This is a genomic window from Pseudoxanthomonas sp. LjRoot125 (genome assembly GCF_964252705.1).
In the GTDB taxonomy this organism is placed as follows: Bacteria; Pseudomonadota; Gammaproteobacteria; order Xanthomonadales; family Xanthomonadaceae; genus Pseudoxanthomonas_A.
In genome coordinates this window covers 54,466-73,901 of sequence record NZ_CAXUOY020000003.1, presented here as the reverse complement: position 1 = coordinate 73,901, position 19,436 = coordinate 54,466, and the positions used below count along the sequence as shown (strand labels likewise).

Genomic DNA, 19,436 nt, shown 5'->3' with positions numbered 1-19,436 from the left:
AGCGGGCAAGGAAAAATCTCGTGAATCCGCGGGGAAAACACGATGCGCCGGCATTGCACCGAGGCTCCCCCGGCGTCGGCGGCACGCGTGGCGCCCCGCGCGAAGACTGGTCGCCGCCGGTCCCAGCCGGTAACCTTCGCACCGGCGCGCCGGGAATGGGGCGCACGTCCCGCTTTTTCCGGGCGGCCCGGGACGGCCGCACCCTCTCCAGCCGAGTTCGCCGATGTCCGCATTGATCTGTGGTTCCCTTGCCTACGACACCATCATGGTGTTCCCGGACCAGTTCAAGAACCACATCCTGCCGGACAAGGTGCACATCCTGAACGTGTCGTTCCTGGTGCCGCGCATGCGCCGGGAATTCGGCGGCTGCGCCGGCAACATCGCCTACAACCTGAAGCTGCTGGGCGGCGACCCGATCCCGATGGCCACGGTGGGCCAGGACTTCGGCCCCTATCGCGAGCATTTCGTCGAGCAGGGCATCAACCTGTCCCAGGTGAAGGTGATCGATGAGCTGTTCACCCCGCAGGCCTTCATCACCACCGACCACGACAACAACCAGATCACCGCGTTCCACCCGGGCGCGATGATGCGCAGCTACGAGAACCACGTGAAGAACGTGCCCGGCGTGACCTTCGGCATCGTCAGCCCCGACGGGCGCGAGGGCATGCTGCAGAACGCGGCCGAGTTCGCCGACGCGGGCATCCCCTTCATCTTCGATCCCGGCCAGGCCATGCCGCTGTTCAACGGCGAGGAACTGCGCCAGTTCATCGAGCTGACCGACTACGTGACGGTCAACGACTACGAATCCAACCTGCTGCAGGAACGTACCGGCTGGAGCGAGGCCGACATCGTCAAGCGCGTGAAGGCCTACATCACCACGCGCGGCCCGCACGGCTCGCTGATCCATACGCCGGACAAGACCTACGACATCCCGCCGGCGCACGAGCGCCGCGTGACCGACCCCACCGGCTGCGGCGACGCTTTCCGCGCCGGCCTGATCTACGGCATCGAGAAGGGGTACGACTGGCTGACCATCGGCCGCATGGGCAACCTGATGGGCGCCCTCAAGGTCGAACACCCGGGCACGCAGAACCAGCGCTTCGACTTCGACGAGTTCAACGAGCAGTTCAAGCAGCAGTTCGGCTACGCGCTGTAGTACCGGCCGTCCGGGCACTTGCCCGAGCGTGATGACCATGGCGTAAGGTAGTCCCGGGGGAGCCGGGGATGGTCGCACCCCGCGCAGTCGGTCATCGGGCAGGGGCAACATGGTCGGGCAGGTTCGGCACTCCACTCCACGGGACCCTGCGGTCCACGAATCGCCGTTCGCGACATTCCGCCGGCTGGCCCTGCAGGCCCTGCTGGTGGCCTGCGTGGTCTTCGCCGCGAGCGGCCTGGGCATCCTGACCCGCCCGGAACACCAGTTGGCCTCGTTCTGGCCCACCAACGCGCTGCTGCTGGGCCTGTTCGCCCGCCAACCCCGGCTGGCTTCGCCCGCTGGCTGGGCCGCCGCTGCCCTGGGCTACGTCGCGGTAGACCTGCTGACCGGCACCTCGCTGCCGACCACCCTGCGGTTGACGATGGCGAACCTGGCCGGCGTGCTGGCCGGCTACCTGCTCTTCCGCCATGTGCGACACGAAGACCGGCGCCTGCAGCACCCGCTGTCGATGCTGTGGGTGCTGGCGGTCTCGGCTGTGGCGGCGCTCGGGGCCGCACTGGCCGGCAGCCTGAGTTCGCACGCGATGATGCGGATGGGCTTCCTCACGGCGAGCGGCTTCTGGTTCTCCGCCGAGCTGGTCAGCTACGTGGCCATCCTGCCGGTCGTGCTGCTGGCACCGACCCCCATCGGCTTCGTACGAACGCTGCGCGGGCAAGCGGGCCGTGTGCGGCAGCGGCCTGCGCTGGTGCTGCCGGTGATGGCGTTGGCGCTGGCGATCCTGCTGGGCGTGGCCATCGGCGGCCCCGGTGCCATCGCCTTCCCGGTTCCGGCGCTGCTGTGGTGTGCGCTGGCCTATCGGCTGTTCACCACCGCCCTGATCACCATGCTGCTGTGCATGTGGACGCTGATCGCCATCGCCACCGGCATCATCGACCTGCAACTCCTGGAGAGCAGCGTGCAACCGGTGATTTCCCTGCGAATGGGCATGGCCCTGCTCGCGGTGGCTCCGCTGACGGTCGCCAGCGTTAACGCCGCCCGCAACCATCTGCTCGCCACGCTGAACCATGCCGCGGACCACGACGCACTGACGGGCGTGCTCAACCGCAGTGCCTTCCTCCGTCGTGGCCGGCGGCAGCTCGACCAGTCCCGCGAGGACGAGGTGCCCGTTGCCGCGATGATGCTCGACCTGGATCACTTCAAGTCCGTCAACGACCGCCACGGCCATGCCGCCGGCGATGCGGTGCTGGCGGCGTTCGCGCAGCGCGTTCGCACGCACCTGCGCGAGGACGGCCTGTTCGGGCGCTTCGGCGGCGAGGAATTCGCGGTGCTGCTGCCGGGCGTGCAGGCCGATGCCGCGCTCGCCGTCGGCGAACGCCTGCGCCACATCGCCAGCGAGCCCGTGATCCTCGACGACGGACGCACGCTGGACGTGACCGTCAGCGTCGGCATCGCGACGTCGGCGGGCACCCGCCTGGAACGCCTCGAGGATCTGTTGCACCAGGCCGACAACGCGCTTTATCGCGCGAAGGCGATGGGACGGAACCGGGTCATCGCCTCGCCGTGAGGCGCTGCGCGGCGTTGCTCAATCCCACCCGGGCATCTGGCTGCCATCAAGCCCGCCCACTTCAAACACGGCCTTGTGCAGGCTGCCGTCCTTAACCGGGAACTCGATCTCCAGCACTTTCGTCTTGCGCGCCAGGCGCCACAGCGCCTTGTTGTCGTCGATGAACATCGCCGTGGCTTCGTCGGTGTCGGGCCGGTTGGCCGAGATCTTCCGCGCCGCTGCGCCGTCGGCGACCACGCTGACGCTGCAGCGGCTGTAGCACGCCTTGGCGAAATCACTGGCCTGCAACACCAGGTAGCTGCTGCGCTTCCACTTCGGATGGTCGCGGAACACCAGCTGCACCGGCTTGGCGCCGCTGCCATCGACGTCGACCGGCTCCTTGCTGAGGAGGGCCGCCGAACGCTGCGTGCCGCCTTCCGCGGACACCTGCGAGTAGTCCCACAGCGATTCCATCCGCCGCTGCTCGCGTGCGCCCTCGGCCTTGGCCTTGACCTCCTCCAGGCCGGGCGCGATGCGCTTGGCCGCCGCGCTGTCCGGGTACTGGTCGAGCAACGCCACGCCATGGATGCGCGCCATGTCCCAATCGCGCGAAGCCAGTGCGCTGTCGTACTTCTTCGCCACTTCGTCGGCCTGCTGTTCCTGCGCCGCCGCCTGCGCCGCGGCGGCCGCGGCGGCCGCGGCGCGCTCGGCCTCGCGGTCGCCGCAAGCCGCCATCGCGACGGTGCACGCGACCAGCAGCAGACCCTTCCACACATGCTTGTTCATCTTGCCGTTCCTCGTTGGATCAACAGGGCGATGGAGGCCGCCACGTCATCGGGTCTTTCCATGATGGACATATGGCCGCAACCATTGAGTGAAACCTGCATGGCCTGCGGCATCTTCGCGGCATACAGCGCCATCGCGCTGATGTCGATCACCTTGTCCTGCCGGCACCAGAGCAGCAGCGCCGGCTGCCGGATCGCACTCGCCGCCTCGCCGGGCAGGAAGCGCTCACTGCTGCGCCCGATGCGATTCAGCACCTGCTGCTCGAACGGCGCTTGCGCGATGCGCCAGTCGATCACCGCGCGCGAGACCGGCCATGGCAGCGGGGGCTGCGAAGCGCGATCGTTGAATACCGTGTCCAGGTAGCGCTGCAGGGAGGCTTCGTCACTCACGGCGAACGGGTTGCCGCCGGCCAGCACCTCTTCGCCGAAGCGGTTGTCGCGAAAGCGCACGCCGGCGGCGTCGATCAACGCGACGCGCGCGACGAGGTCGGGATGGTCCGCCGCCACCAGCGCGACGATGCCGCCGCCCATCGAATGCCCCACCAGCACGATGGGGCTGCCGTCGCGCTGGATGCCCTTCAGGAACTGCGCCAATCGATCGGCTTGCGCCAGGAACCCGTAGTCGGCCCCTGCGATGCGCTGGCTTTCGCCCCAGCCGGGAAGGTCCGGAATCACCAGGCGGTAGTGCCCACCCAGGCGCTCCGCCAGCGGATACCAGTTCTCCTTGCTGCCGGTAAAGCCATGCACCAGCACGACGGTGGGGGCGCCCGGCTCCGCTGCCTCGCGCGTGTCGTAGGCCCAACGGTGGTCGCCCACGCGCACGCGTGCTTCCGACAGGCCGATCCACCACCCTTGCAACGCCATCGCGGCGCGCAACGGCGCCATCGGGTCGCGCCAAATCCAGACCGCGGCGCCGCAAACGAGAACGGCCGCCACGAGGGCGACCGTCCTTGCACGGGTCGAACGGACCGGCATGCCTTACTTGCCTGCCGAGGCCTTCGCCAGCACGGCCTCGACCGAACCGGTCGTGATCGGGTGGTAGCCCGGCTTGGCGCGTGCGAAGGTGTCCTGCGCGAAGGCCAGGCCATCGGGCGTCTTCACCAGTTCCTCGTAGATCGGCATGATCAGCTTGCGGCGACCGACGCGCTCGATGAACTTCGCGATCTCCGGACGCGCGTCCACGTAGCCGCTGCGGATCGTCAGCGGGTACCAGCGCATGGCGATCTCACCGTTGGCGGTGCCGGTGAAGTGGTAGGCATCATCCAGCTGCTTGACCTGTTCGACGGTCAGCTTGTCGCCCATGCCTTCGATGAAATGCACCCACTGCTGGGTGATCCAGGTGTTGGTGATCTGCGGGTTCGGCAACTGGCCGCTGCCCTGCCAGGCGATGCGCGCGGTGTCGGTGTTGGAGAAGCCGCGCGATTGCACCTGCGGCGCACCGGCCGGGATGCCCGGTGCGTAGATCCATTCCTGGATCTCCGCATCGCTGACCAAATTGGGGTGCTTGTCGAACAGGTTCTTCTTTGCGTACGCCAGGAACTGTTCGGTGGTGATGCTCTGGAAGGCGAAGTGATCGAAGTAGCCGCGCAGGAAGGCGTCGAACTCCTGGCGACCAAAGCGTTCCTCCAGCATCTGCAGGAACCACGCGCCCTTGTCGTAGGACACGGCACTCAACGCGTCGTCGGCATCCAGCTTCGTGCCGGGTTTCACCGCCAGCGCCTGGGTGGCCTCCGGCATGGTGACGATTTCCTTCTTCAGGCCATTGCGCGCGATCGCATACTCCATGCTCGACTGTTCTTTGCCGTACAGGGATTCGACGATGCGGTTCTCGACGTAGCTGGTGAAGCCTTCGTTGAGCCAGCCATGCTTGGCGCTGGAGAACGTCACCAGGTTGCCCGACCAGCTATGCGCCAGCTCATGCGCGATCAGCGAGACCAGCGTCTTGTCGCCGACGATCACGGTGGGCGTGATGAAGCTCAGGCGCGGGTTCTCCATGCCGCCGTACGGGAACGACGGCGGCAGCACCAGCATGTCGTAGCGGTCCCAGCGGTAGGGGCCGTACAGCTGCTCGGTGGTGGCGATCATCTTCTCGGTGTCTTCGAATTCCTTCGTGGCCTTGTCGACCATCGCCGGTTCGGCCCAGACGCCGCTGCGTGCGGAGATCGGCTTGAAGACCAGGTCGCCCGCGGCGATCGCCATCAGGTACGACGGGATCTTCTGCGGCATCTTGAAGGTGTAGTCGCCATCGCGCGCGGCAGCCGGATCGTTGTCGGCGCTCATCAGCACCATCACGTCCGGGCGCGAGGTCACGTGCGCGCTATAGGTGTAGCGAACCTGCGGCGTGTCCTGCAGGGGCACCCAGCTGCGCGCATGGATCTGCTGCGACTGGCTGAACATGAAGGGCAGCTGCTTGCCTTCGGTCATCTCGGGCGTGAGCCACTGCAGGCCCGAGGCCTCCGGGGAGCTCGTATAGGTGACCTTGACCTTGGCGTTGCGCGCGGGGGTCTCGATGGTCAGCTTGCTGCCCAACACCGGGTCCTTGGCGGCCAGCGCGTACTGCAACGGGGCCCAGGCATTGTTCGCTTCGCCCTCGACCTTCGCGATGGTCAGGTCGCGCGTATCCAGCACCAGCTGGGTGGCGGTCTTGTCTTTCCAGTCCAGCGTGTAAGTGGCCGTGCCACCGATGGTCTTGGCGTCGAAATCGACCGCGATGTCCAGTGCCAGGTCGGCGATGGCGACCTTCTGCGGCTCGGCGTACGAATGCTCGTCGTGGTCGGCGGCCTGGGCGACGGCGGGTTTCTTGGGCGTGGCCACGGGGGTGGACTCGGGTTCCTTGGAGCACCCGGCCGCCAGCACGGCGGCGCAGGACAACAGCAAAGCCAGTGAACGCATCAGGGGACTTCCAGCGATCGGGGGAAGCCCCAAGTTTACCGCGCCGCGCGGCGGCCGGCCCCTACGACCCCTGACCGGTACGCCGTCAGACCTTGTAGCCGGTATGGATGGCCACGATGCCGGCGGACAGGTTGCGGAAGCTGGTCCGGGCGAACCCGGCGCCGTCCATCATCCCCTGCAACTCCGCCTGGGGCGGGTGCTGGCGGATGCTCTCGGCCAAGTACTGATAGCTGCCGGCATCCTGTGCGAACAGCTGCCCCAGCTTCGGCAGCACCTTGAACGAATGGAAGTCGTACACGGGCTTGAACCAGTCGACGGTCACTTCCGAGAACTCCAGCACGCGCGCCTGGCCGCCCACCTTGAGCACGCGGTGCATCTCGCGCAGCGCGGCGTCCTTGTCGGTGACGTTGCGCAGGCCGAACGCGATGGTGACCAGGTCGAAGCTGGCGTCCGGGAACGGCAGCGCCTCGGCGTTGCACTGCACGTACTCCAGACCCTGCACCAAGCCGCGATCGGTCATGCGGTCACGGCCCACCGAGAGCATGCCGGCGTTGATGTCGCCCAGCACGATCTGTCCGGCGTCGCCCACGCGATCCTTCAGCAAGGCGGCGATGTCACCGGTGCCACCCGCGAGGTCGAGCACGCGATCCCCGCGCTTGACCTGGCAAGTGCCGACGAAATAGCGCTTCCAGACCCGATGGATGCCGAGGCTCATCAGGTCGTTCATCAGGTCGTACTTGCCGGCGACCGAGGTGAACACCTCGCCGACCAGCTTCTGCTTGTCTCGGGCGGCGACGTCACGGAAGCCGAAGTGGGTGGTGCCGCGCTCGTAGGGGGATTCGCTCATGCCCCGATTATCGCACTACGGCCGGGCCGCGTGGCCCCGCCCACTCAGCGCTCCAGCAATGCGCATAGCATGGGGTGCCGCAGCAGCGCAGGCAGTGCGTCGCAGCGCCCGCGGGCGGTCGAGGTACGCACCGTTGCGACCGGCGGCGACGGCGTTCCCGTGCTCACGGGCGGCCGCGAGGAAGCGGTCTGCGTGGCGGGCTTCACCAGCGCCGGGGCCGGCGAGCTCATCGACCTCGGCCGCGGGCCGACGCGAATCCGGAAACCGTCCGCCGTGACCGCCACGACCTCGATCCAATGCCGCTCGTCCGGGGTGTTCCAGCGCTCGCCGACCTTCAACATGGAGCCTTCGTTGTTGGATACGTCGGCCGCGGGGGTGTCGGTATCGATGCTGTAGGCGATGCCGTAATCCTCCAGCTTGTGGATGATCACCGCGTCACCCGCCAGCCGGGACTCGTACGTGCCCGTGCGGCGACGCGCCTCCAGCGTGTAGATCACCGTCTTGTACGGATCCGGTTGCGCCGGCGTCGCCAGGACGACCAACTGCGTGTTGGTCGAACCTTGCAGACTGGCGGCATCCAGCACGAACTCCTGCGTCTCATCGTTGTCGGGCGCGATGACGCGCTTGCGCGCGGCGGGCAGCCAGCCCAGTCGTTCGCGCTGGTACATGTTGACGTGCTTGGGCAGCGTGCCGAACGTGGCGTCGCTGGTGGCGTTGCGCCAGGCATCGCTCATCAGATCCCACGGATTGTCGTAGGTATCGGCGTCGCCATCTGAGTTGTTGGAGTGCGGCAGGCCGTAGCCATGGCCCATCTCATGGGCGAGCGGCGCGAGGTTGGCGAACGACCAGGGCGGGCTCCACGTCACGCGTGTGCAGGTATAGGCCCCGTCGAGCGTTGCGCAGGCACCACCGCCCCAGGCGTTGCCATCCAGTTCGCCGTTGAACATCAGGTTGACGCCCTGCACGCCGCGGAAATCGACGTCGGCGTCCGCCGCTGCGGCGCAGTCGGCGAAGAGTTGCGACAGTTGCGCCTTCTGCTTGCCGTTGACCAGCCCCAGGTAGGCCTCGCGCGGTTGCGGCAGCGTGTACCAGCCGTGCGCGGAACTGCCGGCCAGATCGATCTGCCCGTACGACACTTCCGACCAGTAATGACCGAGTTGGCCCGGCGCATCGCCGTACTGGGACTGGAAGAACTCGCGCGGCTTCTGCTCGGCGGCGATGTCGGCGAACTTGCACATCAACGTCACCCAGCGGGTGCTACCCAGCACCGGGGCCGACGCCATCACGCGCCCCTCCGTGCCCGCGGCCGTCGCGCGCGCGGCCACGCGACCGGTGGGCACGATCGCGCCGATCGACGGCGATGGAGACCCCGCACGGACCGCCTTGGATAACGGAAACTCGTACGAAACCGCGACATGGCGATTGGCCAGCGCATACAGGTCGCCTGCCGCACGACGCGCCTGCGCGGCATTCAGCGCGACACGCTGTCCTGGCGCGGTCTCGAGCCAGACATCCAGGTGCGGCGCCGCCTGCGCGCGGCCGGGCAGCGCGCGCGGGGGATCCGCCCACTGCAACTGCAGGATGCCTTGCACGACGGTGTCCGCGTGCGACGGCGGAACCACGAACATGCACGCCAGTGCCAACGCGAATCCGACAGCCCACGCATGCGCGCACGACCGCCGCGCGTCGGCGGATCGTTGATGGACCACGCGCGACTCCACTCACGGCTGGCGCGACCGGAATGGCAGCACCATGCTGGGGTGTCGGCCGCTTCGTGGGCGTCTTGAGCGGTCCTTGCCGCGGATGTGCCGAACTGCGATGCGCGTCCGGAAACGCGATGGCGCCGCGCAGGCGCGGCGTCGGGAATTCCCTTACATGTCAGCGCTCGCGAATCGCGCAACCCTCGCGCGCGACGCCAGACGTCGGACAACGCCCGGCCGCGGGCGTGCGCGTACGGCCCACCTCGACCTGCGTGCCGGTTGTCGACGGCGTGGACGATGCAGACGTACCGCCGGGCTTGAGAAGCGGCGGATTCGGGCTGCTCATCACCCGAGGCGGGCCGACGGTCAGCAGGAACCCCGTGGGGGTCTGCGCGGTGACGGTAACCGCGTGCGTCCCTTCCGGCGTCAGCCAGCGTTCGCCGACCTTGAACATCGAACCTTCGTTGTTGGACGTATTTGCCGGCGGCACGTCGGCGTCCACGCTGTACGCCGTACCCGACGCCTGGATCTTGTGGATGATGACCGCATCGCCCGCCAGCGACCCCTCGTAGGCGCCCTCACGCTTGCGTGCCTCGAGCGTGTACACCACCGTGGCATACGGATCGGCCTGCGGCGACAGCGACAGTACGAGCATCTGCACGTTGCTGGATCCAGCCAGATGCGCGTAATCGAGCGCGATCTGGCGTGTCGCGATGTCGCCGAGCGTAAGCACCTGCTGCCGCGCAGCATCCACCCAGCTCAGGCGATGGCGCTGGAAGATGTTGATGTGCTTGGGCCGCGCACCGTAGGTGGCATCGCGCACCACGTTGCTCCAACCGTCGCTCATGACGTCCCAGGGGTTGTCGTAGGTGTCGTCGTCGCCGTCGGAGTTGTCCGAATGCGGGAGGCCGTAGCCGTGCCCCATCTCGTGGGCGAGCGGTGCGAGATTGCTGAAGGACCACGGCGGATTCCAGGTCACGCGCGTGCACAAGCTCGCGCGACCTTCCAGCGGCGCGCAACTGCCGCCACCCCAGGCGTACCCGTCGAGATCGCCGTTGAACATCATGTTCACGCCCTGCACGCTGGCGAAATCGACGGTGGGATCGGCCGCCGCACCGCAGTCGGCGAACAGCTTGCGCAAGTCCGCCTTGTCCTTGCCGTTTTCCTGGGTGATGTAGTAACTGCGCGGCTGCGACAGATCGAACCACCCGTAGGCGCTGCTGCCGGTGAGGTTGATCTTGTTGTAGGACACTTCGCGCCAGTAGTGGCCAAGCTGGCCGACGCCCTCGCCGTATTGCGACTGGAAGAACGGCAAGGCCATCTGTTCCGTCGCGATGTCGCTGAACTTGCACATCACCGTGACCCAGCGGGTGACGCCATTGATCGGCGCGGCAGCGGCCACGCGCGCGGTGACCGCGCTGGCCTGCGCGGACTGGGCAGTGCGGTCCGCCGGTACGATGGCTTCGATCGAAGGCGCGGCCGACATCGCTTTACCCGTGGCTCCGAACGCGACCGCCACGCGCCGGTTGGCGAGTACGTACAGATCGCCCGCGGCGCGGCGCGCCTGCACGGGATCGAGCGCGATGCGGCTGCCGTCGTCCTTCACCAGATGCGCGTTGAAACGGGATTTCGCCCGCGCCTGTCCCGGCGGCGCCGGGGCTGGATCGCCCCACTCCAGTTGCAGCAGCCCCTGCTCGATGGTCTGGGCCTGCGCGGAGGCGACGCCGGCGGTGGCGAGCACGAGCGTGGCGACGATTGCCCATGCGCGACCTGTCGTGGCGCTTGTCTTCATGTCCATGGTCCCCTGGCTCCCTGGCGTGGCGATGCAGTCCACGGCCCCTGGATGCCAGAGGGTCCCTGTCCGTGCTGCGAGTAGCGTCACAGTAGGCGATATGTGAAGCTGGATTCCTAGAGCCTCGTCACGCTCCCCCGCCCGAGAACCCCATGATCGACTACCGCGCTTTGCTCGAAACCGCCATCGCCGAAGCCCGCCAAGGCCTGGCCGAAGGCGGCATCCCGATCGGCGCGGCGCTCTACCACAACGACGGGCGCTTGCTCGGCTGCGGCCACAACCGTCGCGTGCAGGAAGGCGACCCCTCCGTGCACGGCGAAACCGATGCCTTCCGCAAGGCCGGTCGCCAGCGCCGGTATCGCGACACCATCATGGTCACCACGCTGGCGCCGTGCTGGTACTGCAGCGGGCTCGTGCGCCAGTTCAACATCGGCACGGTGGTCGTCGGCGAATCGGTCACCTTCCAGGGCGGCATCGACTGGCTGCGCGAGTCGGGCGTCAACGTCATCGACCTGCAGAGCGAGGAATGCATCACCATGCTCGGCGACTACATCCGCGCCAATCCCGAGGTGTGGAACGAGGACATCGGCGAGGACTGAGGTTCGCCTCAGGCCTTGCGCACGAACTCCGACTTGAGCTTCATCGCGCCGATGCCATCGATCTTGCAGTCGATATCGTGGTCGCCGTCGACCAGGCGGATGTTCTTGACCTTGGTGCCGACCTTCACCACCAACGACGAACCTTTCACCTTCAGGTCCTTGATGACGGTGACGGTGTCGCCGTCCTGCAGCAGGTTGCCGTTCGCGTCCTTGATGACGCGCGCTTCATCGCCGGCGGCGGCGGCATCGGCAGACCATTCGTGGCCGCACTCCGGGCACACCAGCTGCACGCCGTCCTCGTACGTATAGGCGGAAGCGCATTGCGGGCAGGGAGGCAGCGTACTCATCGGAAAGGAGAAGGGGTGCGGGGATGCATCGATTGTAACCGACGCCTCCATGCACCCCGGAAACGAAGAACCCGCCTCGCGGCGGGTTCGGGACTCAGAGGATGTAGCGGCTGAGGTCGGGGTCCTGCACCAGCTCACCCAGGTGCGCATCGACGTAGGCGCGGTCGATGACCACGCTCTGGCCATCGCGGTCGGGCGCCTCGTAGCTCAGCGTGTCCAGCAGGCGCTCCAGCACCGTATGCAGGCGGCGCGCGCCGATGTTTTCCTGGCGCTCGTTGACCAGCGCGGCGATCTCGGCGAGGCGGTCGATCGCATCATCGCTGAAACGCAACGCGACGCCTTCGGTCTTCATCAGCTCCACATATTGCTTGCTGAGCGCCGCCTTCGGCTCGGTGAGGATGCGGATGAAGTCGTCCTTGCTCAGCGCCGACAGCTCGACGCGGATCGGGAAACGCCCTTGAAGCTCCGGGATCAGGTCGCTGGGCTTGGCCAGGTGGAATGCGCCGGAAGCGATGAACAGGATGTGGTCCGTCTTCACCGTGCCGTACTTGGTCGATACGTTGCTGCCCTCCACCAGCGGCAGCAGGTCGCGCTGCACGCCCTCGCGGCTGACATCGGCGCCGCCGACGTTGCCGCTGCGCTTGGCGACCTTGTCGATTTCGTCGATGAAGACGATGCCGTGCTGCTCGCAGGCCTCGATCGCGGCCGCACGGATGTCGTCCTCGTTGACCAGCTTGCCGGCTTCCTCTTCGACCAGCTGCGGACGCGCCGCCTTGATCGTCACGGTGCGCTTGTGGGTCTTGCTGCCGCCCAGGTTGGAGAACATCTGGCGCAGTTGCTGGCCCATCTCCTCCATGCCCGGCGGGGTCATGATGTCGACGCCGACGTTGGCGGAGAGCTCGAGTTCGATCTCGCGCTCGTCCAGGTCGCCATTGCGCAACTGGCGGCGCAGCTTCTGCCGGGTCTCGGATTCCTTCGACGACGGTTCCGCGCCGATGTCGACGGTAGTGGTGGCGGTGTTCGCGCCGAAGCCGAATCCGCCGCCAGCGCCCTCGCGACGCGGCAGCAGCGCGTCGAGGATACGGTCTTCCGCACGCTCTTCGGCCTGTGTGCGCATGCGCGCCTTGGCCTGCTCGCGGTACATCTTCACCGCGGTATCGGCCAGGTCGCGGACGATTTGCTCGACGTCCTTGCCCACGTAACCGACTTCGGTGAAGCGCGTGGCTTCGACTTTCACGAACGGCGCATTGGCCAGCGTCGCCAGGCGGCGCGCGATCTCGGTCTTGCCGACGCCGGTGGGGCCGATCAGCAGGATGTTCTTCGGCATGACTTCGTTGCGCAGGCTGATGTCCAGCTGCATGCGGCGCCAGCGGTTGCGCAGCGCGATGGCCACTGCGCGCTTGGCCGCGTGCTGGCCGACGATATGGCGGTCGAGTTCCTGCACGATCTCGCGCGGGGTCATCGTGGATGAAGTGTTTTCTGTCATGGGGATGTAGTCGTTGGGATGCGAGCGGGCGTCGGAGCTCAGAGCTCTTCGACCACCACGTTGCGGTTGGTGTAGATGCAGATGTCGCCGGCGATGTTCAGCGACTCGACGGCAATGGACTTCGCATCGAGCTCGGTGTGGGCGAGCAGCGCGCGCGCGGCGGACAACGCGTAGGAGCCGCCCGAGCCGATGGCGATGATGCCGTCCTCCGGCTCGATGACATCGCCGGTGCCGCTGATGATCAGCGAGGTTTCCTTGTCGGCGACGGCGAGCAGCGCTTCGAGCTTGCCCAGGCGGCGTTCGGTGCGCCAATCCTTCGCCAACTCCACGGCCGCGCGCGTCAGCTGGCCGTGTTTCTCCAGCTTGGCCTCGAACAGTTCGAACAGCGTGAACGCATCCGCCGCGGCACCGGCGAAACCCGCCAGCACCTGGCCGTCGCGACCGAGCCGGCGCACCTTGCGCGCATTGCCTTTCATGACCGTATGGCCCAGCGTCACCTGGCCATCGCCCGCGACGGCGACATGGCCGTTGCGGCGCACGGACAGGATGGTGGTGGCGTGGAAGACGTTCGGGTTCTGGCTGGGGTCCATGGAGGCCTCCGGGGTGTTCCCACAGAGGTGGGGACGCCGTTCCCCGGTTCAAGCATGACCTTTGGGAGGACGCCCCGAACACCGGCCGTAGGCTGGGATGCAGCGCAGCGCAATCCCAGCAACCCCGCGATATCGACCGCCACGCGCTGGGATTGCGCGTTGCTTCATCCCAGCCTACGGCTCCCCTATTTCTTTCGCTTCGCTCTGGGATGCGCGGCGTCGTAGACCTTGGCCAGGTGCTGGAAGTCCAGGTGCGTGTAGATCTGCGTGGTCGCGATGTCGGCGTGGCCCAGCAGCTCCTGCACGCCACGCAGGTCGCCGGAGGATTCGAGGATGTGGCTGGCGAAACTGTGCCGCAGCATGTGCGGGTGTACATGCTTGAACAGGCCCTGGCGCTGCGCCAGGTGCTTGATGCGGATCTGCACGGCGCGTTGCGAGAGCGGTCCGTCGCCACGGCCGGGGAATACGAACGCTTCGTTGCCAGCGGGACGCTCCTGGCGCCACTCGTCCAGCGCACGGCGCGCGTGCGAACCCACCGGCACGCGTCGTTCCTTGTTGCCCTTGCCCAGTACGTTGACCATGCCACCGGCCATGTCCAGGTCGCGCCAGCGCAGCAGGCACAGCTCGCTCAGGCGCAGGCCGGAGGAATAGAACAGTTCCAGCAACGCGCGATCGCGCAGGCCGAGCGGCGCATCGGTGGGCACTTCCACCAGCCTCACCGCTTCGTCCGCGTCCAGCACTTGCGGCAACTTGCGCGGCGCCTTGGGCGCGCGCAGCGCGGCAGCCGGACTGGCGGCGATGCGGCCATGCTTCAACAACCATTGATAGAAGCTGCGGCACGCCGAGAGCCGCCGCTGCAGGCTCTTGGGCGACAGGCCGCGGCGATGCTCGGCGGCGACGAAGCTGCGCAGCTGTTCGGCCTGGATATCGGCGACGTCGGCGATCTCCTGCGCCTGCGCCCACTCCGTCAGCGCGGCGAGATCGCGCCGGTAGGCATCCAGCGTGTGCGCGGAAACGCGACGCTCGACTTCGAGATAGGCGAGGAAGTCGGCGACGGTCATGCGCGCAGGTCCGCGCGATGCGCCTGGGTCAGGCGAACCGCTTCAGCGCCGTCGCCAGCGTCTCGCCCATCATGCGCAGGAACAGCGTGCCCATGCCGGGATAGAAACGATTGCTGTCGCGACTGCCGACGGCGACCAGGCCGATGCCGGGCAACGGAAGCAATGCGGACGAGGCGACTTCTTCCGCACGCGAGCCGTACAGCAGCACGTGCTTCTCGGGCTGCAGGCGCCCGCAGATCGGCTCGCCATCGCGCAGGCAGTCGCGGAACGGCGCCATGTGCGGATTATCGGCCGGCACGACCTGCAGCCATTCGCTCTCTTCCAGGCCGGCGACGGGCTCGAGCAGGACGATACTGACGCGGTCGCCGTTGAAATCCTCGGCCAGCGACGCCGCCATCGCACGCACGGTATCGGCGGCGCTGCCCTGCTTCATCAGCGTGAGCGCCAGCTGGTGCGTACGCACGGCCAGGCGCTCGTTCTCCTGCGCGTTGCCGAACAGGTCGTTGAGGCGCTTGGACAGTTCGCGATTCTTGTCGCGCAGTACCTCGAGCTGGTAGCTGGCGAGCGACGCGGTGGGGCCGTCGTCGCGCGGTACCACCAGGCTCAGGGCCAGATCGGGGAACTGCTTCAGGAACGTCGGGTGTCGCCGCAGCCATGCCGCGACTTCGTGGGCGCCCAGCTTTTCGAGTGTCTCGCTCATGCTTTCCATTCCCCTTCGAATACGAATGCCGCCGGCCCGGACATGATGACCGGCGCGTCGTCGGACGGCCAGCGGATGCGGAGCTCACCGCCCGGCAATGCGATGGCCACGTCGCGGTCCACCCGGCCGCGGCGGATCAGCACGGCCGCCGCCGCGCAGGCGCCGCTGCCGCAGGCGAGCGTTTCACCCACGCCGCGCTCGTAGACGCGCAGGCGCACGCGGTCGCGCGCGACCACTTCGGCGAAGCCGACGTTGACCGATTCCGGGAAGTGCGCCGAGCGCTGCAGCAGCGGACCGTAATGGTGCACCGGCGCATCGTCCACGGACCGCACTTCGATCACCGCATGCGGATTGCCCATCGAAACCGCGCCGAAGCGCAGCTTCACGCCCTCGTCCACGCTCGCGTCGTACTCGCCGCGCGGCTCGCCGAACCCATGCAGCGGGATGCGGGCCGGCGCGAACTCGGGCACGCCCATGGCGATGGCGTAGCGGTCTTCGCCGAGGCGCTCGACCACGTGCGTGGCCAGCGGACTGTCGACGACGAAGCGGTCGCCGCGCGCCACACCGTCGCGCACCAGCCAGGCCGCCACGCAGCGCGCGCCATTGCCGCATTGCTGGGAGGGCGAGCCGTCGGCGTTCCAGATGCCGTACGCGGCAATGGCCTCGGCCGAGCGCGGGGGTTCGATGGTGAGGATCTGGTCGCAACCCACGCCACGATGGCGGTCAGCCAGGCGCGCGGCGAGCAATGCGTCGGGCGGCGCCAGGCCGTCGCGGAGATCCAGCACGACGAAGTCGTTACCCGCGCCGTGCATCTTGGTGAAACGCATGGACGTCTCCCGCGTGCGGGCCGGCTCAGCCATTCCCGTCGGTGGCCGGCACCGTGGCGGGATCGATCGGCGGTTCGGCGGGCACGGGCGTCGTCTCGGGGGTCGTCGCCGGCGTCACCGGCGCTTCTTCCGCGGGCTTTTCCGGGAGGAACAGCGGGCCCTTGGCTCCGCAGGCGGACAGGACCGCCATCAGGGCGGCGGCGGCGAAAAGACGGGCGTTCCGGTTCATGCGGCGAGTATAGCCACAGGCCGATGAACGCGGCGGCCGAAGGTCAGCGCGGCGGCTCCGGCCGCAGCCACAGCCATGTGCCGACCACAGCCATGCAGGCGACCGGCAGCGCCGCCATCCACCAGCGGTGCGAACCGGTCCAGCGCATCAACGCGAGCAGGATCACGGCGCTGAAGAGCATCGTCCACGTGGCTGCCCACTTGGCGCGCCGCGACACCGCGCGATGCCGGTGCCAGTCGTGGATCATCGGGCCGAAGCGCGGGTGTGTGACCAGGTAACGATGCAGCCGATCCGACCCGCGCGAGGCCGCATAGGCCGCGATCAGGATGAAGACCGTCGTCGGCAATCCCGGTACGAACACGCCGAGGATGCCCATGCCCAGGCTTGTGTACGCCAGCAACCACCACGCCCAGCGGAACCGGGTGGGCCTGGGATCGGGCAGATCGCGGGGTTTGGGGGGAGACGTATCGTGCACCGCGCCCTTGTACCCCAAATCCGCCGCCGATGGCGCGAACACGACGTGCGCGCAGCGGACGACCGCGCCCCACCTCGCCATGGCCCACCTCTCCGTTCCGCTGCGGCTCTCCCCCTGTTATCGGCGGGAGAGCCGCGAGACTGGAGCGCCGCCGGTCGGCCAGAGCCGGAAACGAAGAAAGCCGGGTCGCCCCGGCTTTCTTCGCGCCTCGCATCGCTGCTTACTTCGACGCGACGCCCAGCTGGTCCAGCATGAAGGCGAACATTTCGGCGCGCTCGCGGTACTGGCGGAAGCGGCCGGACTTGCCGCCGTGGCCGGCTTCCATGTTGGTGCGGAACACCACCGGGCCCTTGCCGGTGTTGAGGTCGCGCAGGCGGGCGACGTACTTGGCCGGCTCCCAGTACTGCACCTGCGAATCCCACAGGCCGGTGCCGACGAACATCGACGGGTAGGCCTTGGCCTGCAGGTTGTCGTAGGGCGAGTAGGTCAGGATGTAGTCGTAGTAGCCCTTCTCTTCCGGATTGCCCCACTCGTCGTACTCATTGGTGGTCAGCGGAATGGTGGGGTCCAGCATCGTGGTGACGACGTCGACGAACGGCACCAGGGTCAGGATGACCTTGTACTTCTCGGGGGCCATGTTCGACACCGCCCCCATCAGCAGGCCACCGGCGCTGCCGCCCATCGCGGCCACGCGGTCCTTGGCGGCATAGCCTTCCTTCACCAGGTAGTCGGTGACGTCGATGAAGTCGGTGAAGGTGTTGACCTTGTTGTAGAGCTTGCCGTCGTCGTACCACGCGCGGCCCATTTCCTGGCCGCCACGGATGTGGGCCAGCGCATACACCACGCCGCGGTCCAGCAGGCTGACGTTGGTGATGCTGAAGTTCGGGTCCATCGACGCGCCGTAGCTGCCGTAGGCGTACTGCAGCATCGGCGCCTTGCCGTCGCGGGCGACGTCCTTGCGGTACACCAGGGTCACCGGGATCTTCGTCTTGCCATCGCGGGCCGGTGCCCACACGCGCTCGGTCACGTACTTCGAGGCGTCGTAGCCCGGCACCGGCTGCTGCTTCAACTGCCGGCGCTCGCCGGTCTTGGTGTTGATCTCGTAGGTCGTGGCCGGGGTGGTCATCGACGTGTAGCTGTAGCGCAGCCAGTCGGTACCGGTTTCCGGATTGGCGGACAGGCCCATCGAGTAAGCCGCTTCGTCGGCCTTGACGTAGTCGCTGCTGCCATCGGCCTTGATCACGCGCAGGCTTTCCAGCGCATTGGCGCGTTCGGCCACCACGCTGAAGCCGTCGAACAGTTCGAAGCCCTCGACGAACACGTCGGCGCGGTGCGCGATCCAGTCCTTCCAGTCCTTGCGCGAGGTCGAATCGGTCGGCGCGGTCACGATCTTGAAGTTGGTCGCGCCATCGGCATTCGTGCGGATCACCCAGCGGTCGCCGAGGTGGTCGGCCTGGTACTCCACATCGCGCTCGCGCGGGGCCAGCACGGTGAACACACCCGGACTCGCGGCCGGCGTGCAGCGCATCTCGGACGACACGGTGCTCTCGACGCTGATGCAGATGAACTTGTCGTCGCGGCTGCGGCCGATGCCCATGTAGAAGCTGTCGTCTTCTTCTTCGTAGACCAGCTTGTCCTGGCCGGCCGGCGTGCCCAGCGCGTGAGACTTCACCCGCTTGCTGAGCAGGGTCTCCGGATCCTTGTCCACGTAGAACAGAGTGCGGCCGTCATCGGACCAGACCAGGTTCGGTTCGGCGTTGGTGACCGTGTCGGGCAGGATCTCGCCGGTCTGCAGGTTCTTGAAGCGGATGGTGTACTGGCGGCGGCCGTTGGTGTCGTCGGCATAGGCCAGCAGCGTGTTGTCCTGGCTGACTTCGTAGTCGCCGACGTTGTAGTAGTCCTTGCCGGCGCCCAGCGCATTGACGTCCAGCAGCACCTGCTCACCGGTGAAATCGCCGGCTGCGTTCGCCGCCTGGATCGACACCGCATCGACGCCCGGGCCGTCCTTGCGACGGGCATGCACCGGGTAGTCCTTGCCGGTCACGAAGCGCGCGTAATACCACCAGCCGCGCTCACGGTACGGCACGCTGGCGTCGTCCTGCTTGATGCGGGCGACGACCTCGTTGTACAGCTTGTCCTCCAGCGGCTTCAACGGCGCCATCACCGAGTCGGTGTAGGCGTTCTCGGCGTTGAGGTACGCCAGCATCTCCTTGTTCTCGCGCTTGTCGTCGCGCAGCCAGTAGTACTCGTCGTTGCGCTCGGCGCCGTGCGGGGCCTTCACGACGTGCGGCTTCTTGGCCACATCGGGCGCGGTGGCGGTGGCGGCAAGGGCGGAGGTGATCGGGGTGCTCATCAGGACGGTCGCGGCAAGCAGGAAGGAGGTCGTCTTCATGGATGGGGTCCGGGA

18 protein-coding genes are annotated in these 19,436 nt (G+C 67.4%); 3 read left to right on the top strand and 15 right to left on the bottom strand.

Going from position 1 to position 19,436, the window contains the following annotated elements:
- The first annotated feature begins 223 nt into the window (after window positions 1–223).
- Window positions 224–1,156: a carbohydrate kinase family protein gene (locus ACSION_RS17385; protein WP_435307042.1), complete on the top strand. Its 933-nt coding sequence runs from the start codon at window positions 224–226 to the stop codon at window positions 1,154–1,156.
- Between the two features lie 109 nt (window positions 1,157–1,265).
- Window positions 1,266–2,720 (top strand): diguanylate cyclase, encoded by a 1,455-nt coding sequence (locus ACSION_RS17380; RefSeq protein WP_435307041.1) that lies wholly within the window; start codon window positions 1,266–1,268, stop codon window positions 2,718–2,720.
- 18 nt (window positions 2,721–2,738) lie between these two features.
- On the opposite strand, the gene ACSION_RS17375 is transcribed toward ACSION_RS17380, so the two are convergent.
- The 6 genes from ACSION_RS17375 to ACSION_RS17350 all read right to left on the bottom strand — a co-directional run bounded on the left by ACSION_RS17375 (window position 2,739) and on the right by ACSION_RS17350 (window position 10,721).
- Window positions 2,739–3,485, bottom strand: coding sequence for a hypothetical protein (locus ACSION_RS17375; protein ID WP_435307040.1), 747 nt, complete (start codon window positions 3,483–3,485; stop codon window positions 2,739–2,741).
- On the bottom strand, window positions 3,482–4,369 hold the full coding sequence (locus tag ACSION_RS17370; protein WP_435307039.1) for an alpha/beta fold hydrolase: 888 nt from the start codon (window positions 4,367–4,369) through the stop codon (window positions 3,482–3,484). The genes ACSION_RS17375 and ACSION_RS17370 overlap by 4 nt, the downstream gene beginning before the upstream one ends.
- A 93-nt stretch (window positions 4,370–4,462) precedes the next feature.
- The gene (locus ACSION_RS17365) at window positions 4,463–6,376 is read right to left on the bottom strand and encodes a M1 family metallopeptidase (RefSeq protein WP_435307038.1); all 1,914 of its coding nucleotides are present in this window, start codon (window positions 6,374–6,376) and stop codon (window positions 4,463–4,465) included.
- 85 nt (window positions 6,377–6,461) lie between these two features.
- Window positions 6,462–7,223, bottom strand: coding sequence for a bifunctional demethylmenaquinone methyltransferase/2-methoxy-6-polyprenyl-1,4-benzoquinol methylase UbiE (ubiE, locus tag ACSION_RS17360; protein WP_435307037.1), 762 nt, complete (start codon window positions 7,221–7,223; stop codon window positions 6,462–6,464).
- A 44-nt stretch (window positions 7,224–7,267) separates the two neighbouring features.
- On the bottom strand, window positions 7,268–8,851 hold the full coding sequence (locus ACSION_RS17355) for a hypothetical protein (protein WP_435307036.1): 1,584 nt from the start codon (window positions 8,849–8,851) through the stop codon (window positions 7,268–7,270).
- Between the two features lie 250 nt (window positions 8,852–9,101).
- Complete coding sequence (locus ACSION_RS17350) at window positions 9,102–10,721, bottom strand: hypothetical protein (RefSeq protein WP_435307035.1); 1,620 nt, start codon at window positions 10,719–10,721, stop codon at window positions 9,102–9,104.
- Between the two features lie 146 nt (window positions 10,722–10,867).
- Here ACSION_RS17350 and ACSION_RS17345 point away from each other — a divergent pair, with 146 nt between their 5' ends.
- On the top strand, window positions 10,868–11,314 hold the full coding sequence (locus tag ACSION_RS17345) for a nucleoside deaminase (RefSeq protein ID WP_435307034.1): 447 nt from the start codon (window positions 10,868–10,870) through the stop codon (window positions 11,312–11,314).
- Between the two features lie 8 nt (window positions 11,315–11,322).
- Here the strand turns inward: ACSION_RS17345 and ACSION_RS17340 are convergent, their stop codons facing one another.
- The 9 genes from ACSION_RS17340 to ACSION_RS17300 form a co-directional block, all read right to left on the bottom strand.
- Entirely contained in the window at window positions 11,323–11,661 is a 339-nt protein-coding gene (locus tag ACSION_RS17340) for a zinc ribbon domain-containing protein YjdM (RefSeq protein WP_435307033.1), read from the bottom strand.
- A gap of 94 nt (window positions 11,662–11,755) precedes the next feature.
- Complete coding sequence (gene hslU / locus ACSION_RS17335) at window positions 11,756–13,147, bottom strand: ATP-dependent protease ATPase subunit HslU (RefSeq protein ID WP_435307032.1); 1,392 nt, start codon at window positions 13,145–13,147, stop codon at window positions 11,756–11,758.
- A 38-nt stretch (window positions 13,148–13,185) separates the two neighbouring features.
- A complete protein-coding gene (gene hslV, locus ACSION_RS17330; protein WP_056879246.1) occupies window positions 13,186–13,737 on the bottom strand; it encodes an ATP-dependent protease subunit HslV in 552 nt (183 codons plus the stop codon).
- Window positions 13,738–13,922: 185 nt separating this feature from the next.
- Window positions 13,923–14,798 (bottom strand): tyrosine recombinase XerC, encoded by an 876-nt coding sequence (gene xerC / locus ACSION_RS17325; RefSeq protein ID WP_435307031.1) that lies wholly within the window; start codon window positions 14,796–14,798, stop codon window positions 13,923–13,925.
- Between the two features lie 28 nt (window positions 14,799–14,826).
- Window positions 14,827–15,498: a DUF484 family protein gene (locus ACSION_RS17320; protein WP_056879244.1), complete on the bottom strand. Its 672-nt coding sequence runs from the start codon at window positions 15,496–15,498 to the stop codon at window positions 14,827–14,829.
- Complete coding sequence (dapF, locus tag ACSION_RS17315) at window positions 15,495–16,358, bottom strand: diaminopimelate epimerase (RefSeq protein ID WP_435307030.1); 864 nt, start codon at window positions 16,356–16,358, stop codon at window positions 15,495–15,497. Before dapF ends, ACSION_RS17320 begins: the two co-directional genes overlap by 4 nt.
- Window positions 16,351–16,554 carry an LPS translocon maturation chaperone LptM gene (gene lptM / locus ACSION_RS17310; RefSeq protein ID WP_435307029.1) on the bottom strand — a complete coding sequence of 68 codons (204 nt, stop codon included), beginning with the start codon at window positions 16,552–16,554 and terminating at the stop codon, window positions 16,351–16,353. The genes dapF and lptM overlap by 8 nt, the downstream gene beginning before the upstream one ends.
- Before the next feature lie 43 nt (window positions 16,555–16,597).
- Complete coding sequence (locus ACSION_RS17305) at window positions 16,598–16,930, bottom strand: YbaN family protein (RefSeq protein WP_435307177.1); 333 nt, start codon at window positions 16,928–16,930, stop codon at window positions 16,598–16,600.
- 319 nt (window positions 16,931–17,249) lie between these two features.
- Window positions 17,250–19,421, bottom strand: coding sequence for a S9 family peptidase (locus tag ACSION_RS17300; protein WP_435307028.1), 2,172 nt, complete (start codon window positions 19,419–19,421; stop codon window positions 17,250–17,252).
- Between the last annotated feature and the right edge of the window lie 15 nt (window positions 19,422–19,436).